We start from the raw sequence: 15,822 nt of genomic DNA on the forward strand, positions 1-15,822 counted from the left end.
TCTACGGTATCCATGTGCTCTGTAATAGCGAGGTGCGACTTATCATTTTTACGAGCGATTTATATTTCATGGCAAAAGTAGTCGCAGTGGTTCAATGATGCTGAAGAAGTTAGTAACGACCATTTTTATTGTGGGTGCAGCTTGCTACATGATAAAGGTCAAAGCGGAGATCCCAGGTTTGGTTCCTGAGAGTAATTGGGATCTTGGAGGGTACGTTAAATACATGGCGACGGGCTCGGTGCCCGATCATAGTGATAACACATTGGATCACCTTGTTCATCAGCGTTTTAATTATGAATATCGCTTTACTTCGTCATTTCGTTTTAACGCAGGAATGCGCAACAGAGTGTTGATAGGGGACAGTTTATCGTTACCCTATTACTCGCAAGTGACAGAGTGGGATGCGGGGTATGTTGATCTATCTCGTAATATTGTGGATAACGACAAGGTCATCATAAATAGCCAATTTGACCGCTTGTATTTGGATTGGCAGGGAGAGGAGTGGCGCGCTCGTGTAGGGCGTTATCGTATCAATTGGGCGATGAATACGATTTGGAACCCTAATGATCTTTATAATGCGTACTCGATCTATGATTTTGATTATGAGGAAAAATCAGGAACCGACGCTATTTCGATTAGCCGCAAGCTAGGCTTTGCCAGTAGTTTAGATGTGGTTTACAGCCCAAGTAAAGACAGTAACTTACAGCGCTATTCCGCCCGTTATCTCTTTAATCTTCAAGGTTGGGATGTGCAAACTTTGCTAGGACGTTCGGGGGTGGATAATGTGATCGGTGCAGGTTTTGCCGGGGACATCAAAGGCGCAGGTATTCGAGGTGAGTTGACTTGGTTTGATCCTTGGTTGAAGGATTATCAACCCCAAACTTACCAGCAACCTCAAGCTTACAAGCAAACTCTAGTGTCTAGCGTTGAAGCGGATTATAGTTTTGGCGGGCAACGTAATTGGCTTGCTCGGGCTTCTGTCCTATATATTAGTGAGCCTCAACAGACGTTTGATGCCGCGACGTATTTAACCTTACCATTAACGGCAAGAACACTTAGTTTTACTCGCTATACGGGGTATGCCGATGTGAGCTTTGATCTGTCACCGCTGAGTCAGTTCACGGCATCAGCAAGTTACTATCAAGACGGGTCGTACTTTGTTGGCTTATCTAACCGATATTCATTAGCCGAAGATTGGCAATTGCTTACCGTAGTGCAAAGATTTGATGGTAGCGCAGAGAGCTTGTTTGGAAAAACGCCCTCTACACTGTTGTTTGCTAACATAAAATGGTCATTTTAAAGGTAATAGCAAACCGTTACCCTAACGTGTTTAGCTGTTTAGCTCTAGGTTATGGATATGCTGTTTCACTTTGTTATAAACGAGGGTAAACCAAGCGGTAAACTCATCGCGATGAGTATGTAAATTAGCGCCGAGCTCGTCTTCTTTCCACCATTTGCAGTCGCTGGCTTCATCGGGGTTTAAGCGGGTGCTAATGTCATCAATATTAGCAATCACCACATGGTCGAGCTCGTTTTCCGTTAAACCATTAGAAAATTTGGCGCAGTAACTAATGCACCCAATCTCTTCAAGATTGAGTTTATCTTCAATGCCCATTTCTTCATAAAGGCGTCGAGAGGACGCTTGTGTGATTTTTTCGTCTGGACGCGGGTGAGAACAGCAGGTATTGGTCCACAGACCACCACTATGGTATTTGCTTAGCGCTCGTTTTTGCAGTAGATATTCAAACCCATCGCTGGTTTTACGATAAAGCAATACGGAAAACGCCAAATGCCTTAGGCCTAATCGATGAGCGTTTAACTTTTCTTCTACACCAATTTGATTGCCTAATCGATCTACAATGATCACTACATCGTCATACATATCGTTTGCCTTATCGCTTTATATAAAGTGAGCAAAGCTCCAAGCCTTGTTTACTTGTAAAGATAGCTCACGATGCTCCTTTCGCGAGTGGCGGCGACTATAGCATAATTCTATTTCAAGAACGCCAGTTAAAAAAAGCGTAGTGTTGACGATGTTCAGAAGAATCTAATGCGACAGCTAACCAATGTGGTGATTGGCTAGGTGGGTGTTAAGACATGGCTGGTGGACTGTTAGACCTTCTTGACGGAAAAATTAAGAAGCATAAGCAGCGCTATTGGAAATAGAGAAGCAATTAGCATCCACGTCCAGCCTTGGGAGAACAGCACAATACCAGCGCCTAGCGATCCGGCTGCCTGGAAAGTGGTAATGGAAAAGTCATTCACCGCTTGGACTTTAAAGCGTTCATGTGGTTGATAAGTTTGTGGTAATAAGCTTGTGCCACCGATAAACAAAAAATTCCAGCCTATTCCCAAAGCAACCAGTGCCCACCAGTAATGATGGACAGAATGACTGAGCTAAGCCAACAACAATACAGCCAAGAAAGACCACGCAGCCAACTGTGATCAGTTTATAGAGACCGATACGCTTAATAATGAGTGGTGTGATTAAAGACGGAAGGTACATCGCCATAACGTGGCTCTGAATAACCCACTTTGCATTTTGAATATCGTGTCCATGTTCAGACATTGCTAAAGGTGTGGCTGTCATCAAAAATGCCATCACCGCGTAGGCCGTTAGCCCTGAACCGATCGCTAGCCATAATATAGGCTGTTGAAAAAGTTGTGGTATGGTTCGAACTGGTCCTGAATTGCTATCGGTTTCTCTAACGTCGAGTGGCTTCATCGCGACAGCTAAAATACCCGCCCCCACCGCTTCAAGTATCCCTAATGCAACATAGGCATTGGCATATTCCGAGTCAAATATTGCCACCATTTGCCCAAAATTTAACAGTTCTGGACCTAACCATGCGGCGGCGATTCCGCCAACTAACACTAAGCTAATTACCGATGGATGTTGAGAAGGGGTGTGACAACTTTCTATAGCGGCAAAGCGATATTGCCCCACATAGGAGAGCTGGGTGCCCAGGATAAAAGTGCTGAGTGTGAAGCCCCAAAAGTGACCTTGTTCAATGTTCCAACTAGCAAAAAAAGCAGCGAGACTGCTAACGATTGCAGCAATAATAAAAGCATTTTTCCGGCCGATAAGTCGTTGAATTTTTGCCGCGGGGAAAACATTGAGCGAGACACCAAGGATCAACGTGGTGACAGGAAGCGTAGCATAAGCAGGGGAGTCGTGCAGGGATGCACCAATAATACCACCAAGAAACACATTTAATGCGCCGACCGATAACACAAACGGTTGAACGGTAGCAAGTAACCAGGCATTCCATGGCAGGTTTTTCATTCAGTCGTATCCGGAATAGAAGCTAAGATACTGACTGTTGTACAAGAAATATCTATAAAATGAAAGAGAAAGGCCTAGATAGTTGAATATCAAGGCCTTATTAAGCTGTTAGCTGTTAGCTGCTTGCAGTTCTGCCTTAGCTTGTTTTTTAGCTAGGAACTTAGCGATAACAGTCACACCAGCAATGTACATTGCGCCGCCTAGAAGGCCTGTTGCCATCCATGAGAAGCCATGCTCAACAACGTGATCTTTGTGTAGGATACACATAACCACGTAAGCAAAGGTAATGTAACTAAACGCAAAGTGCGCAACAGGTCCTAGACCAATAGTAATAAGAACAACGCCACCTACATAGATGTAAAATGCGTTTAGACCACCTACATATGGTGCTAGCGCGCCAAGAACAGAAGGAATAAGCATACCCATTGCAATACCAGCGATGCCAGCTGCGAAGATGTTCTTTAATTTGCTCAAATCGAATTTCGCTTCAAAGAAGAAGATTAGCGCAAGGAAAGCAGGCCATTTGTCGTGAATACCAAACTCTTGAAGAATGGCGGTGCCCGCGACAATCCAAAGTGTGAGTAGGACAGTTTTTGTAATATGTGCAGAATTGAATACTTGATTCATGTTCAGGTTCTCTGTAGGGAGTGAAGTAAAACGGTTTGGGCGCGCATTCTATAGACACATGGATTTCAGGTCACTAGGGGGCGTGAGGCAACTATCTGAATTATAGGGATAAGCGGCTGTACGGTATCGATTGTGTTTATTGGTGTGCAAAATATAAGCGGTGGTATTTAGGTGTCAGATATGAAGGTGGGCAAAATTGCACTTGGTGCATTATATAGCGGCTGGCCATACTATTTTTTGTGTTGATGGTGTGGGGTTGGTGTATTTTTTAGGGGTATGTTTAGTGAAGGTTTCGGTGGCAAACGAATAACGCTTAATCACAACCAAAAAGGTGTGATTAAGCGTTATATGTAGGGAGTTCTCAAGGCTCAGTATCAGCGCTGCGATTATGCAGCGTTATTCTTTACCGCAGACGGTTTCTCTTCATCGCCTGATTGAGAGGTATCACTTAACACATCGGCAAGTGTTGATTTTGAAAGGTGACCTTGTAAGTCGCCGTTGTCGTCGACAACAGGCAGTGGATGATCACTGTCTAGTGTTTCAGGTATAACGGCTTCAAGTAGCGCATCACTTTGAACGGCAGGGACATCGTCAAGCATCTGAGACGGGATTTCTTTGTGATAATCTTTTTGCTCGACTTGGTCTAACGTTTCTTGCGTGATGACACCTTGGTAACCATCATCGTTGACGACGTAACCATAATCTTCTGACGATCGACGCATTTGTGCAATGGCTTCACCCAGAGTTTCTGCGGTAATACGAGCAATAGGCGGTTGCATGACGGTTTCAACGGTCAGTGCCCTTGCTCGATTGACGTCTTTTACGAAGGCTTCAACGTAATCATCGGCCGGGTTTAACAAGATATCTACGGGCTTATCTTGCTGGACGACAACACCATCACGAAGAATGGCAATGCGATCACCAATTCGTAGTGCTTCATCCAAATCATGGGTAATAAAGATGATGGTTTTATGTAGTTTCTCTTGCAGTTCGATCAGTTGATCTTGCATTTCACTTCGAATTAACGGGTCGAGTGCAGAAAAGGCTTCATCCATTAGCAAAATATCGGCGTCAGTACATAGTGCTCGAGCTAGCCCGACACGTTGCTGTTGTCCACCAGAGAGTTGGCTAGGGTATTGTTGCTCATACCCATCAAGCCCTACGGTTTTAATCCATTCTCCCGCTTTTGCGTAACGGTCGTCTTTACTTAAACCTTGAATTTGCAACCCATAAGCGACGTTGTCGATAACGGTTTTGTGCGGGAGTAGCCCGAAACGCTGGAATACCATCGACATTTTATGGCGTCTGAAGTCACGTAGCTCTTGGTTAGAGAGTTTCATCACATCAGAGCCATCGACGATGATTTCGCCTTCTGATGGGTCTATGAGGCGGTTAAAGTGACGAATCATCGTCGACTTACCTGAACCCGATAATCCCATAATAACGAATATCTCACCGGGATAAATATCAAGATTAATATTTTGCAGCCCAAGGGTATGATCGGTTCTAGCAAGAAGATCATCTTTGCTTTCGCCGTCTTTCACCGCTTGCAAGTAGGATTTGTCTTTCGGCCCGAAGATCTTGTACAGATTTTTGATCTGAATAATAGGTTGAGGCTGAGTCATTAGTCTCGTCCTCCTAAATGTGCTTGCGTACGCTTAGCATAGCTTTGCGAGACGCGGTCAAAGATAATAGCCAGGGCTACGATAGCAAGGCCGTTTAGAAGACCAAGAGTAAAGTATTGGTTAGTAATAGACTTAAGTACTGGTTGACCTAGCCCTTTCACGCCAATCATGGATGCAATGACCACCATTGCTAGCGCCATCATAATTGTTTGGTTAATGCCTGCCATAATGTTTGGCATGGCAAGTGGTACCTGTACCCCAAATAAACGCTGCATCGGACTGGCGCCATAGGCCGTGGAGGCTTCTAACACATCTTTATCCACTAAGCGTATTCCAAGGTCGGTTAAACGGATAACCGGTGGAATGGCATAGATAACAACGGCAATAACACCCGGAATTTTACCTATGCCCAGTAGCATAACCACAGGTATAAGATAAACGAAGGCGGGCATGGTTTGCATGATATCAAGAATCGGGGTGATGACCGCTCGTGCTTTTTTCGATTGTGCCATCAGTATTCCGGTAGGGATGCCCAGCGCAATGGCGACGAAGGTTGAGACGAGAATAATACTCATGGTTCGCATGGTATTGTCCCACATACCAAAGAAACCAATTAAAAAGAAGGCGACGGCAACAGAAAGGGTGAGTTTCCATGAGCGGCTGGCAACAAAAGCCAGACCTGCCAAGATGCCAATAATGAGCCACCAAGGGCTACTTAGTAGCAGTTTTTCAAACCATATGAGGAAGCTTAGAAGCGGATCGAATAGGGATTCAATCGTGTCTCCGTATTCTCTGGAGAACTCTCTATACGCACCATCAAGTGTTTTTCGTATATCGAGTAGTTGTTTTCTATCAAGTTGAGGAATTTCACTCAACCAGCTGGCATCGGACATCTGTCACTCCTTGACCACTTATGCCACTATTTTTTGCCGTTTTAATGCGTCACCACAAAGGTTTGTCATTGGTCACCTTTCAAAGGATAACCATGGCTCAATAGCAAAAAAGGTCGCTTGATATAGCATCTTTGCCTAAAACGAAAAGGTGAAGAATTACGCTAACCCAAAGGCGACCATACTTATCGTTGTTATAAAGAGAGCATTGATCTGCACGTGTCACACTCGTCAATGATCAATGCTCGTTCGCCGCAACAGAGAGTCGCTATTTTCGAACTAAAAATGCGTTCGGATTACTCTCTGTTCGAATTGTAAATACGTTTGAACTACAATGCGTCGATAGCAGCTTGCACTTTAGCGGCAACATCAGCAGGTAACCAAGCAGCCCATGTATCTTTGTACTCTTTCATGAAATGTTCAGCGGCAAATTCACCGTCAGCTTGCTCATCTTCCATCCAAGCAAGTAAACCATTCATCTGTTCATTACTGAACTCACGTTTAGCGAAGTATTCCATCGCGGCAGGCGAATTCTCTGCAAATGACGTTGTCACAACGGTTTCAACAACTGAAGGTGGGTACATCGTCGCTTTTGGTGTTAAACAGTCTTCATTGGTAATGCACTCTTTAAAGTGCTCAGCATCAACGCCGCTACCAAAGTCGACTTTAACCATTTTGTATTTACCTAATACTGCAGTCGGTGCCCAGTAGTAGCCAAACCACGCTTCTTCACGCTCGTAAGCTTTAGCGATTGAACCAGACAAGCCCGCACCTGACCCTGGGTCAATGACTTCAAATCCAGCGTCTTCTAAGTTAAGTGCAGTAAATAGATTGCCTGCTGAAATTTGGCAGTTCCAGCCTGCTGGACAGGAATAAAAGCCTGACTTAGCTGGATCTTCTGGGTGGCTGAAGAGCTTAGCATTAGCGATCACGCCTTCAATAGTGCCAAGCGAAGGATCTTTTTCGACCATATAAGCGGGGACCCAATAGCCTTCTTCGCCGCCATCAGAAAGTGTTGTGCCTGCGTATTGAATACGGCCTTCTTTTACACCCGCATCCAGTGCTTCACGCATGGAGTTACTCCAAAACTCTGGCGCAATATCTGGCTGTCCTTTTGAAATCATGGATGCGCCAGTTGGCATGGTATCGCCAGGAACAAGTTCTGTTGGGCAGTCATAACCATTTTCTAGGATAAACTTATCGATGTTGGCAATGAGAGTGGCAGAGTTCCAGTTCATGTCAGCGATGGTGACGGGTTCACATTCACTAGCAGAGACAGTTTGGAGGGATGAAGCGACGAACAGTGAAGAGATTAGCAATTTCCTTGCAAGGTGTTTCATAATGATTTTCCATATCAGGGTTCACGATTAAGTATATGAAATATGAAAAAATATTACAAACCTCATTCACATTCTGTTCACACCTAGATCACTAATTGTCAATTAATGTTGATTTAATATGCGATCGGTTGCGTCTTTTTTCTCGTTTAGTGAGCCAAATAATAGGCACGACGATCATCAAGGTTCCAATTGCCATAAAAATATCGGGCACTTCCCCAAACCATAATAGACCAACAGCCACAGCGCCAATCAGTCCGCTGTATTCCGCACTAGCGATTTTATTGCTGTCTACGGCACGATACGTCAACACGCACGTCGCGGCGTATATCAAAATAAAAGTACTTGAAGCTGCTGCGGTAGGAAAAGCGCTCCAGTCCCAAGTATCCCCCTCCATATACACTAGGCATAAGGATACTGGGATGCCAACTAGGTTGGTAATGAGTAGCGTATGCACGACCGATTGTTCCTTGGGCAATTTACGAATAAGTAAATTGTTCACGGCAATAGTGAGTGCGACCACCAAAGCGGCAAGGGCGGCAAAATCGATTTGATCGGGTCGAATAATCACCAATACGCCAGCAAAGCCCATGATTGCGGCAGCGATGGTTTGAGAGGAGAGTTTTTCGCCAAAGAATAGGGCAGCCAGTGGCAGCATCATTAAAGGTGCCGCGTAGAAAATCGCGTTGGCGGTGGCTAAAGGCATGGACGAGATGGCGTAAACCATGAATACCGCACCAAATAGCCAGACATGTGCTCGAACAATGTGCCATTTAAGTCCGGCAGTGAGATTTTTGGGTTTACTAAGCGCAAAAAGAGGCAATAAAAGCAATACCGCAGAGATTTGACGGAAAAAAACAAACTGGAAGACGGCAACATCATTACCGACACTCTTAATCATCGCGTCAGACAAAATCGCAATTTGGTTTCCAAAAACAAGCAATAACATTGCGGTGGTGACTGACATCGCTCTCATAAAATTCTCCTTTGCTGCTTTACCAAAGGATAGGGATATTTTAGGATGAAGTTAAATGATAAATATTTTTTTAGTATGAGTTATTTAGATAATGAAACTACCTCCATTGAGAGCGGTACACTGCTTTGAATCCGTCGCTCGAAACTTAAGTTTTTCGACTGCGGCGGCGGAACTGAGTGTGACGCAAAGTGCGGTGAGCCATCAGATCCGTCTACTTGAGGATTACTTAGGTGAAATACTGTTTATTCGGCAAGGGAGGAAATTATCCCTATCGGAAAGTGGAGAGCAGTACCTAGAAGAAGTGAGCCCTGCTATCGCTTCCATTGCCAAAGCGAGCCAGAGAATTAGAGAAGGTGAGCAAGGGACAATCCGTTTGGCGTTATACAGTTCCCTTGCGGTGAAATGGCTTATACCACGCTTATCGGAATTCAAGCGACTCTACCCAGATATTGAGCTAACACTAAACATGGTGGCAGAGGATCCCGATCTTTCCGATAAAACGGGAGATTGCTTTATTACCGTTGAACAACCTACGCGAAACTACGTGGCCGTGCCGCTTTATAATGAAGTCCTTTATCCGGTTTGCAGTCAAAAAATATGGAAAGAAATCCACGATAAACCGTTACCAGAGGCGATTTGGGATTATCCCATACTGTCAACCGATTCGGTATTTAGAGAAAGGGGGAGAGATTGGAAAAAATGGTGCGAAGCAGGGGGAATTGAGTTACCAAAAACCATCGATATGCAGCATTTTAGTCATATGTTGCTTGCAGTAGAAGCGGCTAAATATGACCAAGGAATCACATTTGCTAATGGCTATATGGTCACGGAGCGCGATCTGCAAGATTTGGTCATGATACCGTCACACGGTTTGGAAACCGGGGATCATTTCTACTTTGTTTACAAAAATAGCCGAGCCCGTCAGCCTGAAATTAAAAAATTGGCCAACTGGTTGCAGCAACAATGCGTCTAAGAATGCGTATCTCATTACGTTTAATAATACGCGAACTTAACCCCCAAGATAGCACAAGTGACGGTCTCTCCTGACACAACGCGATAGACTGTGTGAGCGTCAGGAGATTTCGGTTAAACCATCTCTTCTACGTGATGGATGTTATGCAGCAGTTGCAGAACTTTGTCGATAGAAAAATGTTTGTCGACGGCTAAGGTAAATTCACACAGTGCGACTTTAATGATCAACACGTTTAATTCAGGGAAGTTGGGGTGGGGTTCCAATGCAATACTTTCGATAAGCCCCAAGCGTATAAAGGTGTGACCAAATTTGTAATTGGCATCCTTGATATCAATAATGTGCTTACCCTGATTGGCGATGATTAAATCAACACCATCAGTCATTATCATCGAGCGAAGCAGTTTGTATTGTACGAAGTTATGGTACAGATCCATCAGACTACTGCGTTTGCGCTCGGTGAGCGACAGCTCGCTTTGATAGGCCAAAATGTGTAAAGGATCGATGGGCTTTTCAGTACCGCAATAAAAACTGTAGGTCACTTTGTCGAGTAAGCTGTGATCATTCAACTCGTTAGAAACTGGGTAATGCTTACGTGGTGAAACCATTTCCCGTAGCAGTTTGATGACATGGCTCGCGACGTCTTGAGAAACAAGGTTGTACTTGATCACCATCTCACCTTGAATGGACTGTAATCCGATATAGTTATCGAGTAAATCTCCTCCGTGGGTGAGAAAGAGCACGTCGGTATACCACATTTTTTCAGCCTGAATGCGTTCCCCATCAATCTTTAGATGCAAAATAAAGTCATTTTGAATGATGACGACTTCAGGATAGAGCAACATGCCTGGTTTCATGTTCCTTCTTTCTTGGTGAACTGGAATTTTGAAGCTATAGACGGCATCGTCAAAGAAATGCTGTTGCTCGGAAAATTGCGGAGGAATATCTTGTTCTGACCGGATTTCGACCAACCAAGGGCCGAACTGGTCATACTCTTTTTTTAGGTCGTACATACCTTACCTTCCTTGCTGTCTAGTAATTAATCAATACAACTCTATGTAAAATAATAGCACTTTGTTGTGATCTTTCTCGAAAGACACCAGAAAGGGTATGGATATGAGCGGAAAATTAAAGGGAAATGGCGCGTTCCGGGTTCCTAGAGATCGATATGAGATTGGTGTGAGGAGGGAAGGGACAGGAGAAAGAGGAAACAAGAGAAATGGCCTCTTGTTTCCATGTTTAGTTGGGCTTCGTTGTTTGGAATGAGTTATTCGGAATAAGTTGTCTGAAGTTAGCTGCTTAGGCTGCCCTTAGTTAGAAAAATACTGCTGCGCCAAGGAAGAAGTGAGTGTTCCTGCCATAATAGTCATGAACCCCACCTGTTACCCAATTGGTTGAGTTGTTTAACGTGACAGCATCAGAGTATGACTCTAGGTAGAGCTCACCCCAAGGAACAGGCGCCCATGCGGTGCCAAGGTTAAACATGGAGGTTTTGGTGGCAACGGCGTTGGTGGTGTTGTCTCGCTCAATGCCAAACTCGTACCCACCATAAATGCGCACAGAATCCGAAACGTATAGGTTTGCGCCTAGACCAAAGTTGTCGGTGGTGGTATTTAAGTCGGTGCCACCTAGAGTTGCCGTTGCGAGCTTCAAATCGTTCAAATCGAGCAGACAGGGAAGCGCCGCCGTCTAAGAAGTGCTGCTCTACACCAAGTGCCAATTGTTTAATATTGGCATTATTTAGTGTGATCTCTTGGTTTGCATCGCCGAGCAAATCAATCACCTTTCCTGAAATATCGTTGGCTTGGTTATAGGCCGCGACAAAATAAGTCCCAAGGGACGTTGTGTAAGTAGTGGCGGCGCCAAAACCACTATCGATGGTGATTTCGTCACTCACAGCTGGCAGAAATGCACCAAAGTTCAGACGGTTACCAAATCCAATGTGGTCTTCGGACCGCTTGGCTTGGTATTGCAGCCCAATATAGAAGTTATCGGTTTCTTTCTTCCATATCAGGGTGTTTTTAGTGCGGCGACTGCCCAGTTGGTCTGACTGCATCATGTTTAATCCGCCAGCAAAATAGGCGTAGTAACCGACGTCGGATTTTACGTAGGGGCTTTCTTGGCGACCAATCGTAATGTCGCCATAGGTCGTATGGCCAAAGCCTACATAGGTTTGTCGTTGGGCTAAAGCGACATCGGATTCATCGGATTGGGTGCCAAAGTTGACATCGTATTCAAGTTTAACAATGGCGCGATAATCTCCGAGGGTATGGGTGATGTCAAATCCAATCCAAGAGCCGGGATCTTCGATGTAGAGGTTGCCAGACTCGTAACCAATGGCTTCGCCACTGCCCATTGGAGATTCTGGGTCATAATGATAGCTGCTCAAATGCGCGGCAATGGCACCATACATCGTCAGATCTGTGTTGTCATCGTTGTAGAGCTCCACTGCAGTGGAAGAAAAAGTTGCCAAAGCTAGCAGGGAAAGGGCGTGCGAAAAATTTAATTGCTTCATATTTTTGTACTTATATTAGGTAATTAAAAGCGAGTGTTTGTTTAAAACACCAGCGACTACTTTATTAATTAGATAATACTTTGATTATTGATATGTATAATATTTGTTAATCTTATTAACGGCCTTAATAACCAGTAATTATCGCAAGCAGTCTATTAATAAAATGCCATTGTATTCATGAGGTTTATCACAGTTTGTTTTTTTATAAGTTTTTATGCATTCGATTATCAGGGGGTAATTGAGGTGTTGTATTAATAAGTTTAATTGATGGGTCAGACTGTCTAATTCACGAGCAAAATAGTCGATGGAACTTTAATAGTAATGACGATAGTGTTGTTGGAGAGATGTAAAAAAGCCCTTAAGGGAACTTAAGGGCTGGATTAGTCAGTACGTTTTTATCTAATTTGACTTAGAAGAATACGGCTGCGCCTAGGAAGAAGTTATTTGATGTGCCATTGTAGTCTTGTTTTTTAGTAGGACTCCCATTTAGGTCGAATGAAGTCCAATCAGTTGAATTATTTAAAGTTACGTCATCGCGATAAGCTTCAAGATAGACTTCGCCCCATGGAACCGGAGCCCATGCTGCGCCAAGGTTAAACATAGTCGCTTCAGACTTAGTGCCCCCAGCAAGCTCATCTTTGTCTTTAGCAAACTCATATCCACCATAGATACGAACTGTTTCAGATACGTACATGTTTGCACCTATACCGAAGTTATCTGTTTTACTCTTAAATGCTTGAGTTACGCCATTATCTTTCGATTCAAAATGTTCATAACGAGCTGATAGTGAAAGCGCACCTTCCATGAAGTGATGCTCTACTGCGAGCGCGTACTGCATTACTTCGGCATCGGTTGCCAGCTTCGTATCAGTAATATCACCTAATGTGTCGAAGAAATATCCGTTTATATTATTTGCTTGATTGTATGCTGCTGAGATGTACGTACCGAAATCGAATGTATAAGCGATCGCTGCGCCGTAACCATCGTCGACTTTAATACCGGTAGGAACAGTTGCGTCAGCAAAATCACCCCCAACTAGCACTGAACCGAAGTTTAAACCATTACCAAACGCAATCATATCTGCTGTTCGAGCTGCTTGGTATTGAAGTCCGATATACAGGTTATCAAAATCATTTTGCCAAACAACGGTATTGGCAGTACGGCGGCTTCCAAGCTCATCAGATTGCATCATGTTTAGACCGCCAACCCAGTATGCGTAGTAACCTTTGTCGGTTTTCATATATGGACTTTCTTGACGACCAATTGTAACGGTACCGAAATCTTCATGTCCAAAGCCAACGTATGTTTGACGCTCGGCAAGTGCGTCGTCTGATAGGTCTGATTGAGTATTAAAGTTAACATCAAACTCTAATTTAACGACACCGCTGAATTTACCCATCGTATGGGAGATATCAAAACCAACGTATGAGCCTGGGTCTTCAACATGAGTGACATCACTGTTGTAATCATAAGCAAAGGGGCTGCCCATAGCCGTTGATTTATCATAATCATATTTACTAACTTGCGCCGCAATTGCGCCGTACATAGTCAGCTCAGTTCCTTCATTATTATAAAGCTCAATCGCGCCAGCTTGTGAAGCGGCAAATACACTGATTGCAAGCGTAGAAAGTTTAAATAGACCTTTCATAGTTATTTCCTTTTTATTGTTATCCATTTTTGGAGTTTATTACCCCGTTTAAAAATAGATTCTATTTTTAAATACCACTGTTGGGGGACAGGTTTACATATTGCTAGTATTTCAGTTTTGTATATTTTTCTTGTATTCCAGTTCGCGAATTCATCTACGCGTCATTTGAGTTAAGTGTAAAATATTTCTTTCAAACAGGTGTTTAATCTAGGTCACATAAATTGGACCGATGTTTTTTTAACTATTATGTTTGTCAATAGTTGAGAGGGGGTAACTGACAGGAAATAAGATTGATGTTAACTGGATGTTTCTCGTTATAGGTGCATTGTTATTGCTTTAGATTTTTAGATTGCTTCTGTGAATGATAAAAATAACTCTTCCGGGCTGTCTGCTAGTGTGTCTAGCTCGGTTGTTGGCTTGCTGGGCATTTGATTGCTTGGCGGGTATTGGTTGAGCATTGGCTGGGTTGATGATTTTTTACCTTTTGTGTGTCATTTTTAGGTGCGGTGGCGCGGGGATAAGGGTGTTATTCACCAAATGCGGTAATTATCCATTGAGGGCAATGTGAAAGCAGCTTAGGATATCGCTAGGTAAAATAAGGAGTAAACCTATGGTTTCAACAGCGGTTTCAACATCAGCTTCAAAAGCAGTTTCGAAAGTCACCACTGCGCCAAGTGGGCCAGAGCTGTCACAGTTGGTTCAGGGGTACTGGCGACTAGCTGATTGGGGTATGACCCCTCAGGAACGATTAACCTTTCTCAAACAGCATATTGAACTCGGTGTAACAACGGTTGATCACGCCGACATTTATGGCAATTATGAATGTGAACAGTTGTTTGGTGAAGCATTAGCGCTAGATAGCCAAATCAGGGATGAGATTCAAATCATCACTAAATGCGATATCAATTTATGCAGTGAAAAATTTGCTGATCGCAAAATCAATCATTACGACACCAGTGCAAAACACATCTACCAGTCGGTAGATAATTCCTTGCAGCGACTTGGGATTAATGAAATTGACGTGTTATTGATACACCGTCCGGATGTGTTGATGGACGCTGATGAAGTGGCAGAAGCGTTTACCGAGCTGCATAAAGTCGGCAAGGTGAAGCATTTTGGTGTCTCGAACTTCTCTCCTCGTCAATTTGATCTACTTCAATCCCGTCTAAGTAAGCCACTAGTCACAAACCAAGTGGAAATTAATCCGTTGAATTTTGACGTTGCTCACGACGGCACACTGGATCAGTTGCAACAACTACGTGTTTCTCCAATGGCATGGTCTACGCTTGCAGGTGGCGAAATATTCTCTGGGCAGTCAGATCAAGCGCAACGTGTACGCGGTGAACTCGAAGCGATTCGTCAAGAAGTGGGCGCAAGCAGTATCGACCAAGTGATCTTTGCCTGGGTTAGACGTTTACCTTCAAATCCATTACCAATTATCGGTTCAGGGAAAATTGACCGTGTTCAAGCGGCTGTCGAAGCGATGGACATCGAACTTACTCGCGAACAATGGTACCGAGTTTGGGTTGCGTCTAAAGGTCATGGTGTGCCATAACCATCATTCGATAAACGGGCAATAACAAACAGAGACGAATTGAATGTTTTAACGTTTCCGTTTAGCGCCTTAAAAATAGCCGCACGTGCTAAGTCTAACTACCTAAATGAAGTGACTTTATTATGCCGTGCGGTTTTTTGTGCCTAAAATCTGACTCCTCCCTTTACCCTTCAATAAAAGACGACGGCTTTATCAGTTTATTTCTTTGTTTCTTTCTTTCTCTATGTATTCTTTACCATAGAACCATAGAACCATAGAACCATAGAACCATAGAACCATAGAACCATAGAACCATAGAACCATAGAACCATAGAACCATAGAACCATAGAACCATCTTAGAAACGAGTATGTCGTTAAAGTACGCACTCTGATTGTTCTTTTTTGTATTGTTA

General features: G+C 43.7%; 14 protein-coding genes. 3 read left to right on the forward strand and 11 right to left on the reverse strand.

Features of this window, described 5'->3' with window-relative positions; genetic code table 11:
• The first annotated feature begins 97 nt into the window (after positions 1–97).
• A complete protein-coding gene (locus AC0L66_RS22790) occupies positions 98–1,300 on the forward strand; it encodes a hypothetical protein (protein ID WP_473570869.1) in 1,203 nt (400 codons plus the stop codon).
• A gap of 30 nt (positions 1,301–1,330) precedes the next feature.
• Here AC0L66_RS22790 and idi read toward each other — a convergent pair whose 3' ends face one another.
• The 7 genes from idi to AC0L66_RS22825 form a co-directional block, all read right to left on the reverse strand.
• Positions 1,331–1,882, reverse strand: coding sequence for an isopentenyl-diphosphate Delta-isomerase (idi, locus tag AC0L66_RS22795; RefSeq protein ID WP_473569525.1), 552 nt, complete (start codon positions 1,880–1,882; stop codon positions 1,331–1,333).
• 402 nt (positions 1,883–2,284) lie between these two features.
• Positions 2,285–3,286 (reverse strand): MFS transporter, encoded by a 1,002-nt coding sequence (locus AC0L66_RS22800; RefSeq protein WP_473569526.1) that lies wholly within the window; start codon positions 3,284–3,286, stop codon positions 2,285–2,287.
• Between the two features lie 108 nt (positions 3,287–3,394).
• Complete coding sequence (locus tag AC0L66_RS22805) at positions 3,395–3,913, reverse strand: hypothetical protein (RefSeq protein WP_265676989.1); 519 nt, start codon at positions 3,911–3,913, stop codon at positions 3,395–3,397.
• 386 nt (positions 3,914–4,299) lie between these two features.
• The gene (locus tag AC0L66_RS22810; protein WP_473569528.1) at positions 4,300–5,538 is read right to left on the reverse strand and encodes a quaternary amine ABC transporter ATP-binding protein; all 1,239 of its coding nucleotides are present in this window, start codon (positions 5,536–5,538) and stop codon (positions 4,300–4,302) included.
• A complete protein-coding gene (locus tag AC0L66_RS22815; RefSeq protein WP_250615964.1) occupies positions 5,538–6,431 on the reverse strand; it encodes an ABC transporter permease in 894 nt (297 codons plus the stop codon). The genes AC0L66_RS22810 and AC0L66_RS22815 overlap by 1 nt, the downstream gene beginning before the upstream one ends.
• Positions 6,432–6,757: 326 nt before the next feature.
• A complete protein-coding gene (locus AC0L66_RS22820; RefSeq protein ID WP_265676987.1) occupies positions 6,758–7,768 on the reverse strand; it encodes an ABC transporter substrate-binding protein in 1,011 nt (336 codons plus the stop codon).
• A gap of 91 nt (positions 7,769–7,859) precedes the next feature.
• Complete coding sequence (locus AC0L66_RS22825) at positions 7,860–8,741, reverse strand: DMT family transporter (protein ID WP_265677021.1); 882 nt, start codon at positions 8,739–8,741, stop codon at positions 7,860–7,862.
• A 91-nt stretch (positions 8,742–8,832) separates the two neighbouring features.
• Here AC0L66_RS22825 and AC0L66_RS22830 point away from each other — a divergent pair, with 91 nt between their 5' ends.
• Complete coding sequence (locus AC0L66_RS22830) at positions 8,833–9,714, forward strand: LysR substrate-binding domain-containing protein (protein WP_265673816.1); 882 nt, start codon at positions 8,833–8,835, stop codon at positions 9,712–9,714.
• A gap of 113 nt (positions 9,715–9,827) precedes the next feature.
• Here AC0L66_RS22830 and AC0L66_RS22835 read toward each other — a convergent pair whose 3' ends face one another.
• From AC0L66_RS22835 to AC0L66_RS22850, 4 genes are all read right to left on the reverse strand, one after another.
• Positions 9,828–10,724 (reverse strand): hypothetical protein, encoded by an 897-nt coding sequence (locus tag AC0L66_RS22835; RefSeq protein ID WP_265673817.1) that lies wholly within the window; start codon positions 10,722–10,724, stop codon positions 9,828–9,830.
• A gap of 301 nt (positions 10,725–11,025) precedes the next feature.
• On the reverse strand, positions 11,026–11,271 hold the full coding sequence (locus AC0L66_RS22840; RefSeq protein ID WP_473569529.1) for a hypothetical protein: 246 nt from the start codon (positions 11,269–11,271) through the stop codon (positions 11,026–11,028).
• Positions 11,237–12,226: a porin gene (locus AC0L66_RS22845; RefSeq protein ID WP_473569531.1), complete on the reverse strand. Its 990-nt coding sequence runs from the start codon at positions 12,224–12,226 to the stop codon at positions 11,237–11,239. The genes AC0L66_RS22840 and AC0L66_RS22845 overlap by 35 nt, the downstream gene beginning before the upstream one ends.
• Before the next feature lie 409 nt (positions 12,227–12,635).
• Positions 12,636–13,874, reverse strand: a complete 1,239-nt coding sequence (locus AC0L66_RS22850; protein WP_473569532.1) for a porin — start codon at positions 13,872–13,874, stop codon at positions 12,636–12,638.
• A 610-nt stretch (positions 13,875–14,484) separates the two neighbouring features.
• Here AC0L66_RS22850 and AC0L66_RS22855 point away from each other — a divergent pair.
• Positions 14,485–15,429 (forward strand): aldo/keto reductase, encoded by a 945-nt coding sequence (locus AC0L66_RS22855; protein WP_473569534.1) that lies wholly within the window; start codon positions 14,485–14,487, stop codon positions 15,427–15,429.
• Positions 15,430–15,822 lie beyond the last annotated feature (393 nt).

The sequence above is a fragment of the Vibrio sp. GJ43-1 genome (genome assembly GCF_055808835.1).

Excerpts from the sequence above, each read along its gene's own strand:
- AC0L66_RS22790 (WP_473570869.1), top strand. The coding sequence starts at position 98 with ATGCTGAAGAAGTTAGTAACGACCATTTTTATTGTGGGTGCAGCTTGC.
- idi (WP_473569525.1), bottom strand. The coding sequence starts at position 1,882 with ATGTATGACGATGTAGTGATCATTGTAGATCGATTAGGCAATCAAATT.
- AC0L66_RS22800 (WP_473569526.1), bottom strand. The coding sequence starts at position 3,286 with ATGAAAAACCTGCCATGGAATGCCTGGTTACTTGCTACCGTTCAACCG.
- AC0L66_RS22805 (WP_265676989.1), bottom strand. The coding sequence starts at position 3,913 with ATGAATCAAGTATTCAATTCTGCACATATTACAAAAACTGTCCTACTC.
- AC0L66_RS22810 (WP_473569528.1), bottom strand. The coding sequence starts at position 5,538 with ATGACTCAGCCTCAACCTATTATTCAGATCAAAAATCTGTACAAGATC.
- AC0L66_RS22815 (WP_250615964.1), bottom strand. The coding sequence starts at position 6,431 with ATGTCCGATGCCAGCTGGTTGAGTGAAATTCCTCAACTTGATAGAAAA.
- AC0L66_RS22820 (WP_265676987.1), bottom strand. The coding sequence starts at position 7,768 with ATGAAACACCTTGCAAGGAAATTGCTAATCTCTTCACTGTTCGTCGCT.
- AC0L66_RS22825 (WP_265677021.1), bottom strand. The coding sequence starts at position 8,741 with ATGAGAGCGATGTCAGTCACCACCGCAATGTTATTGCTTGTTTTTGGA.
- AC0L66_RS22830 (WP_265673816.1), top strand. The coding sequence starts at position 8,833 with ATGAAACTACCTCCATTGAGAGCGGTACACTGCTTTGAATCCGTCGCT.
- AC0L66_RS22835 (WP_265673817.1), bottom strand. The coding sequence starts at position 10,724 with ATGTACGACCTAAAAAAAGAGTATGACCAGTTCGGCCCTTGGTTGGTC.
- AC0L66_RS22845 (WP_473569531.1), bottom strand. The coding sequence starts at position 12,226 with ATGAAGCAATTAAATTTTTCGCACGCCCTTTCCCTGCTAGCTTTGGCA.
- AC0L66_RS22850 (WP_473569532.1), bottom strand. The coding sequence starts at position 13,874 with ATGAAAGGTCTATTTAAACTTTCTACGCTTGCAATCAGTGTATTTGCC.
- AC0L66_RS22855 (WP_473569534.1), top strand. The coding sequence starts at position 14,485 with ATGGTTTCAACAGCGGTTTCAACATCAGCTTCAAAAGCAGTTTCGAAA.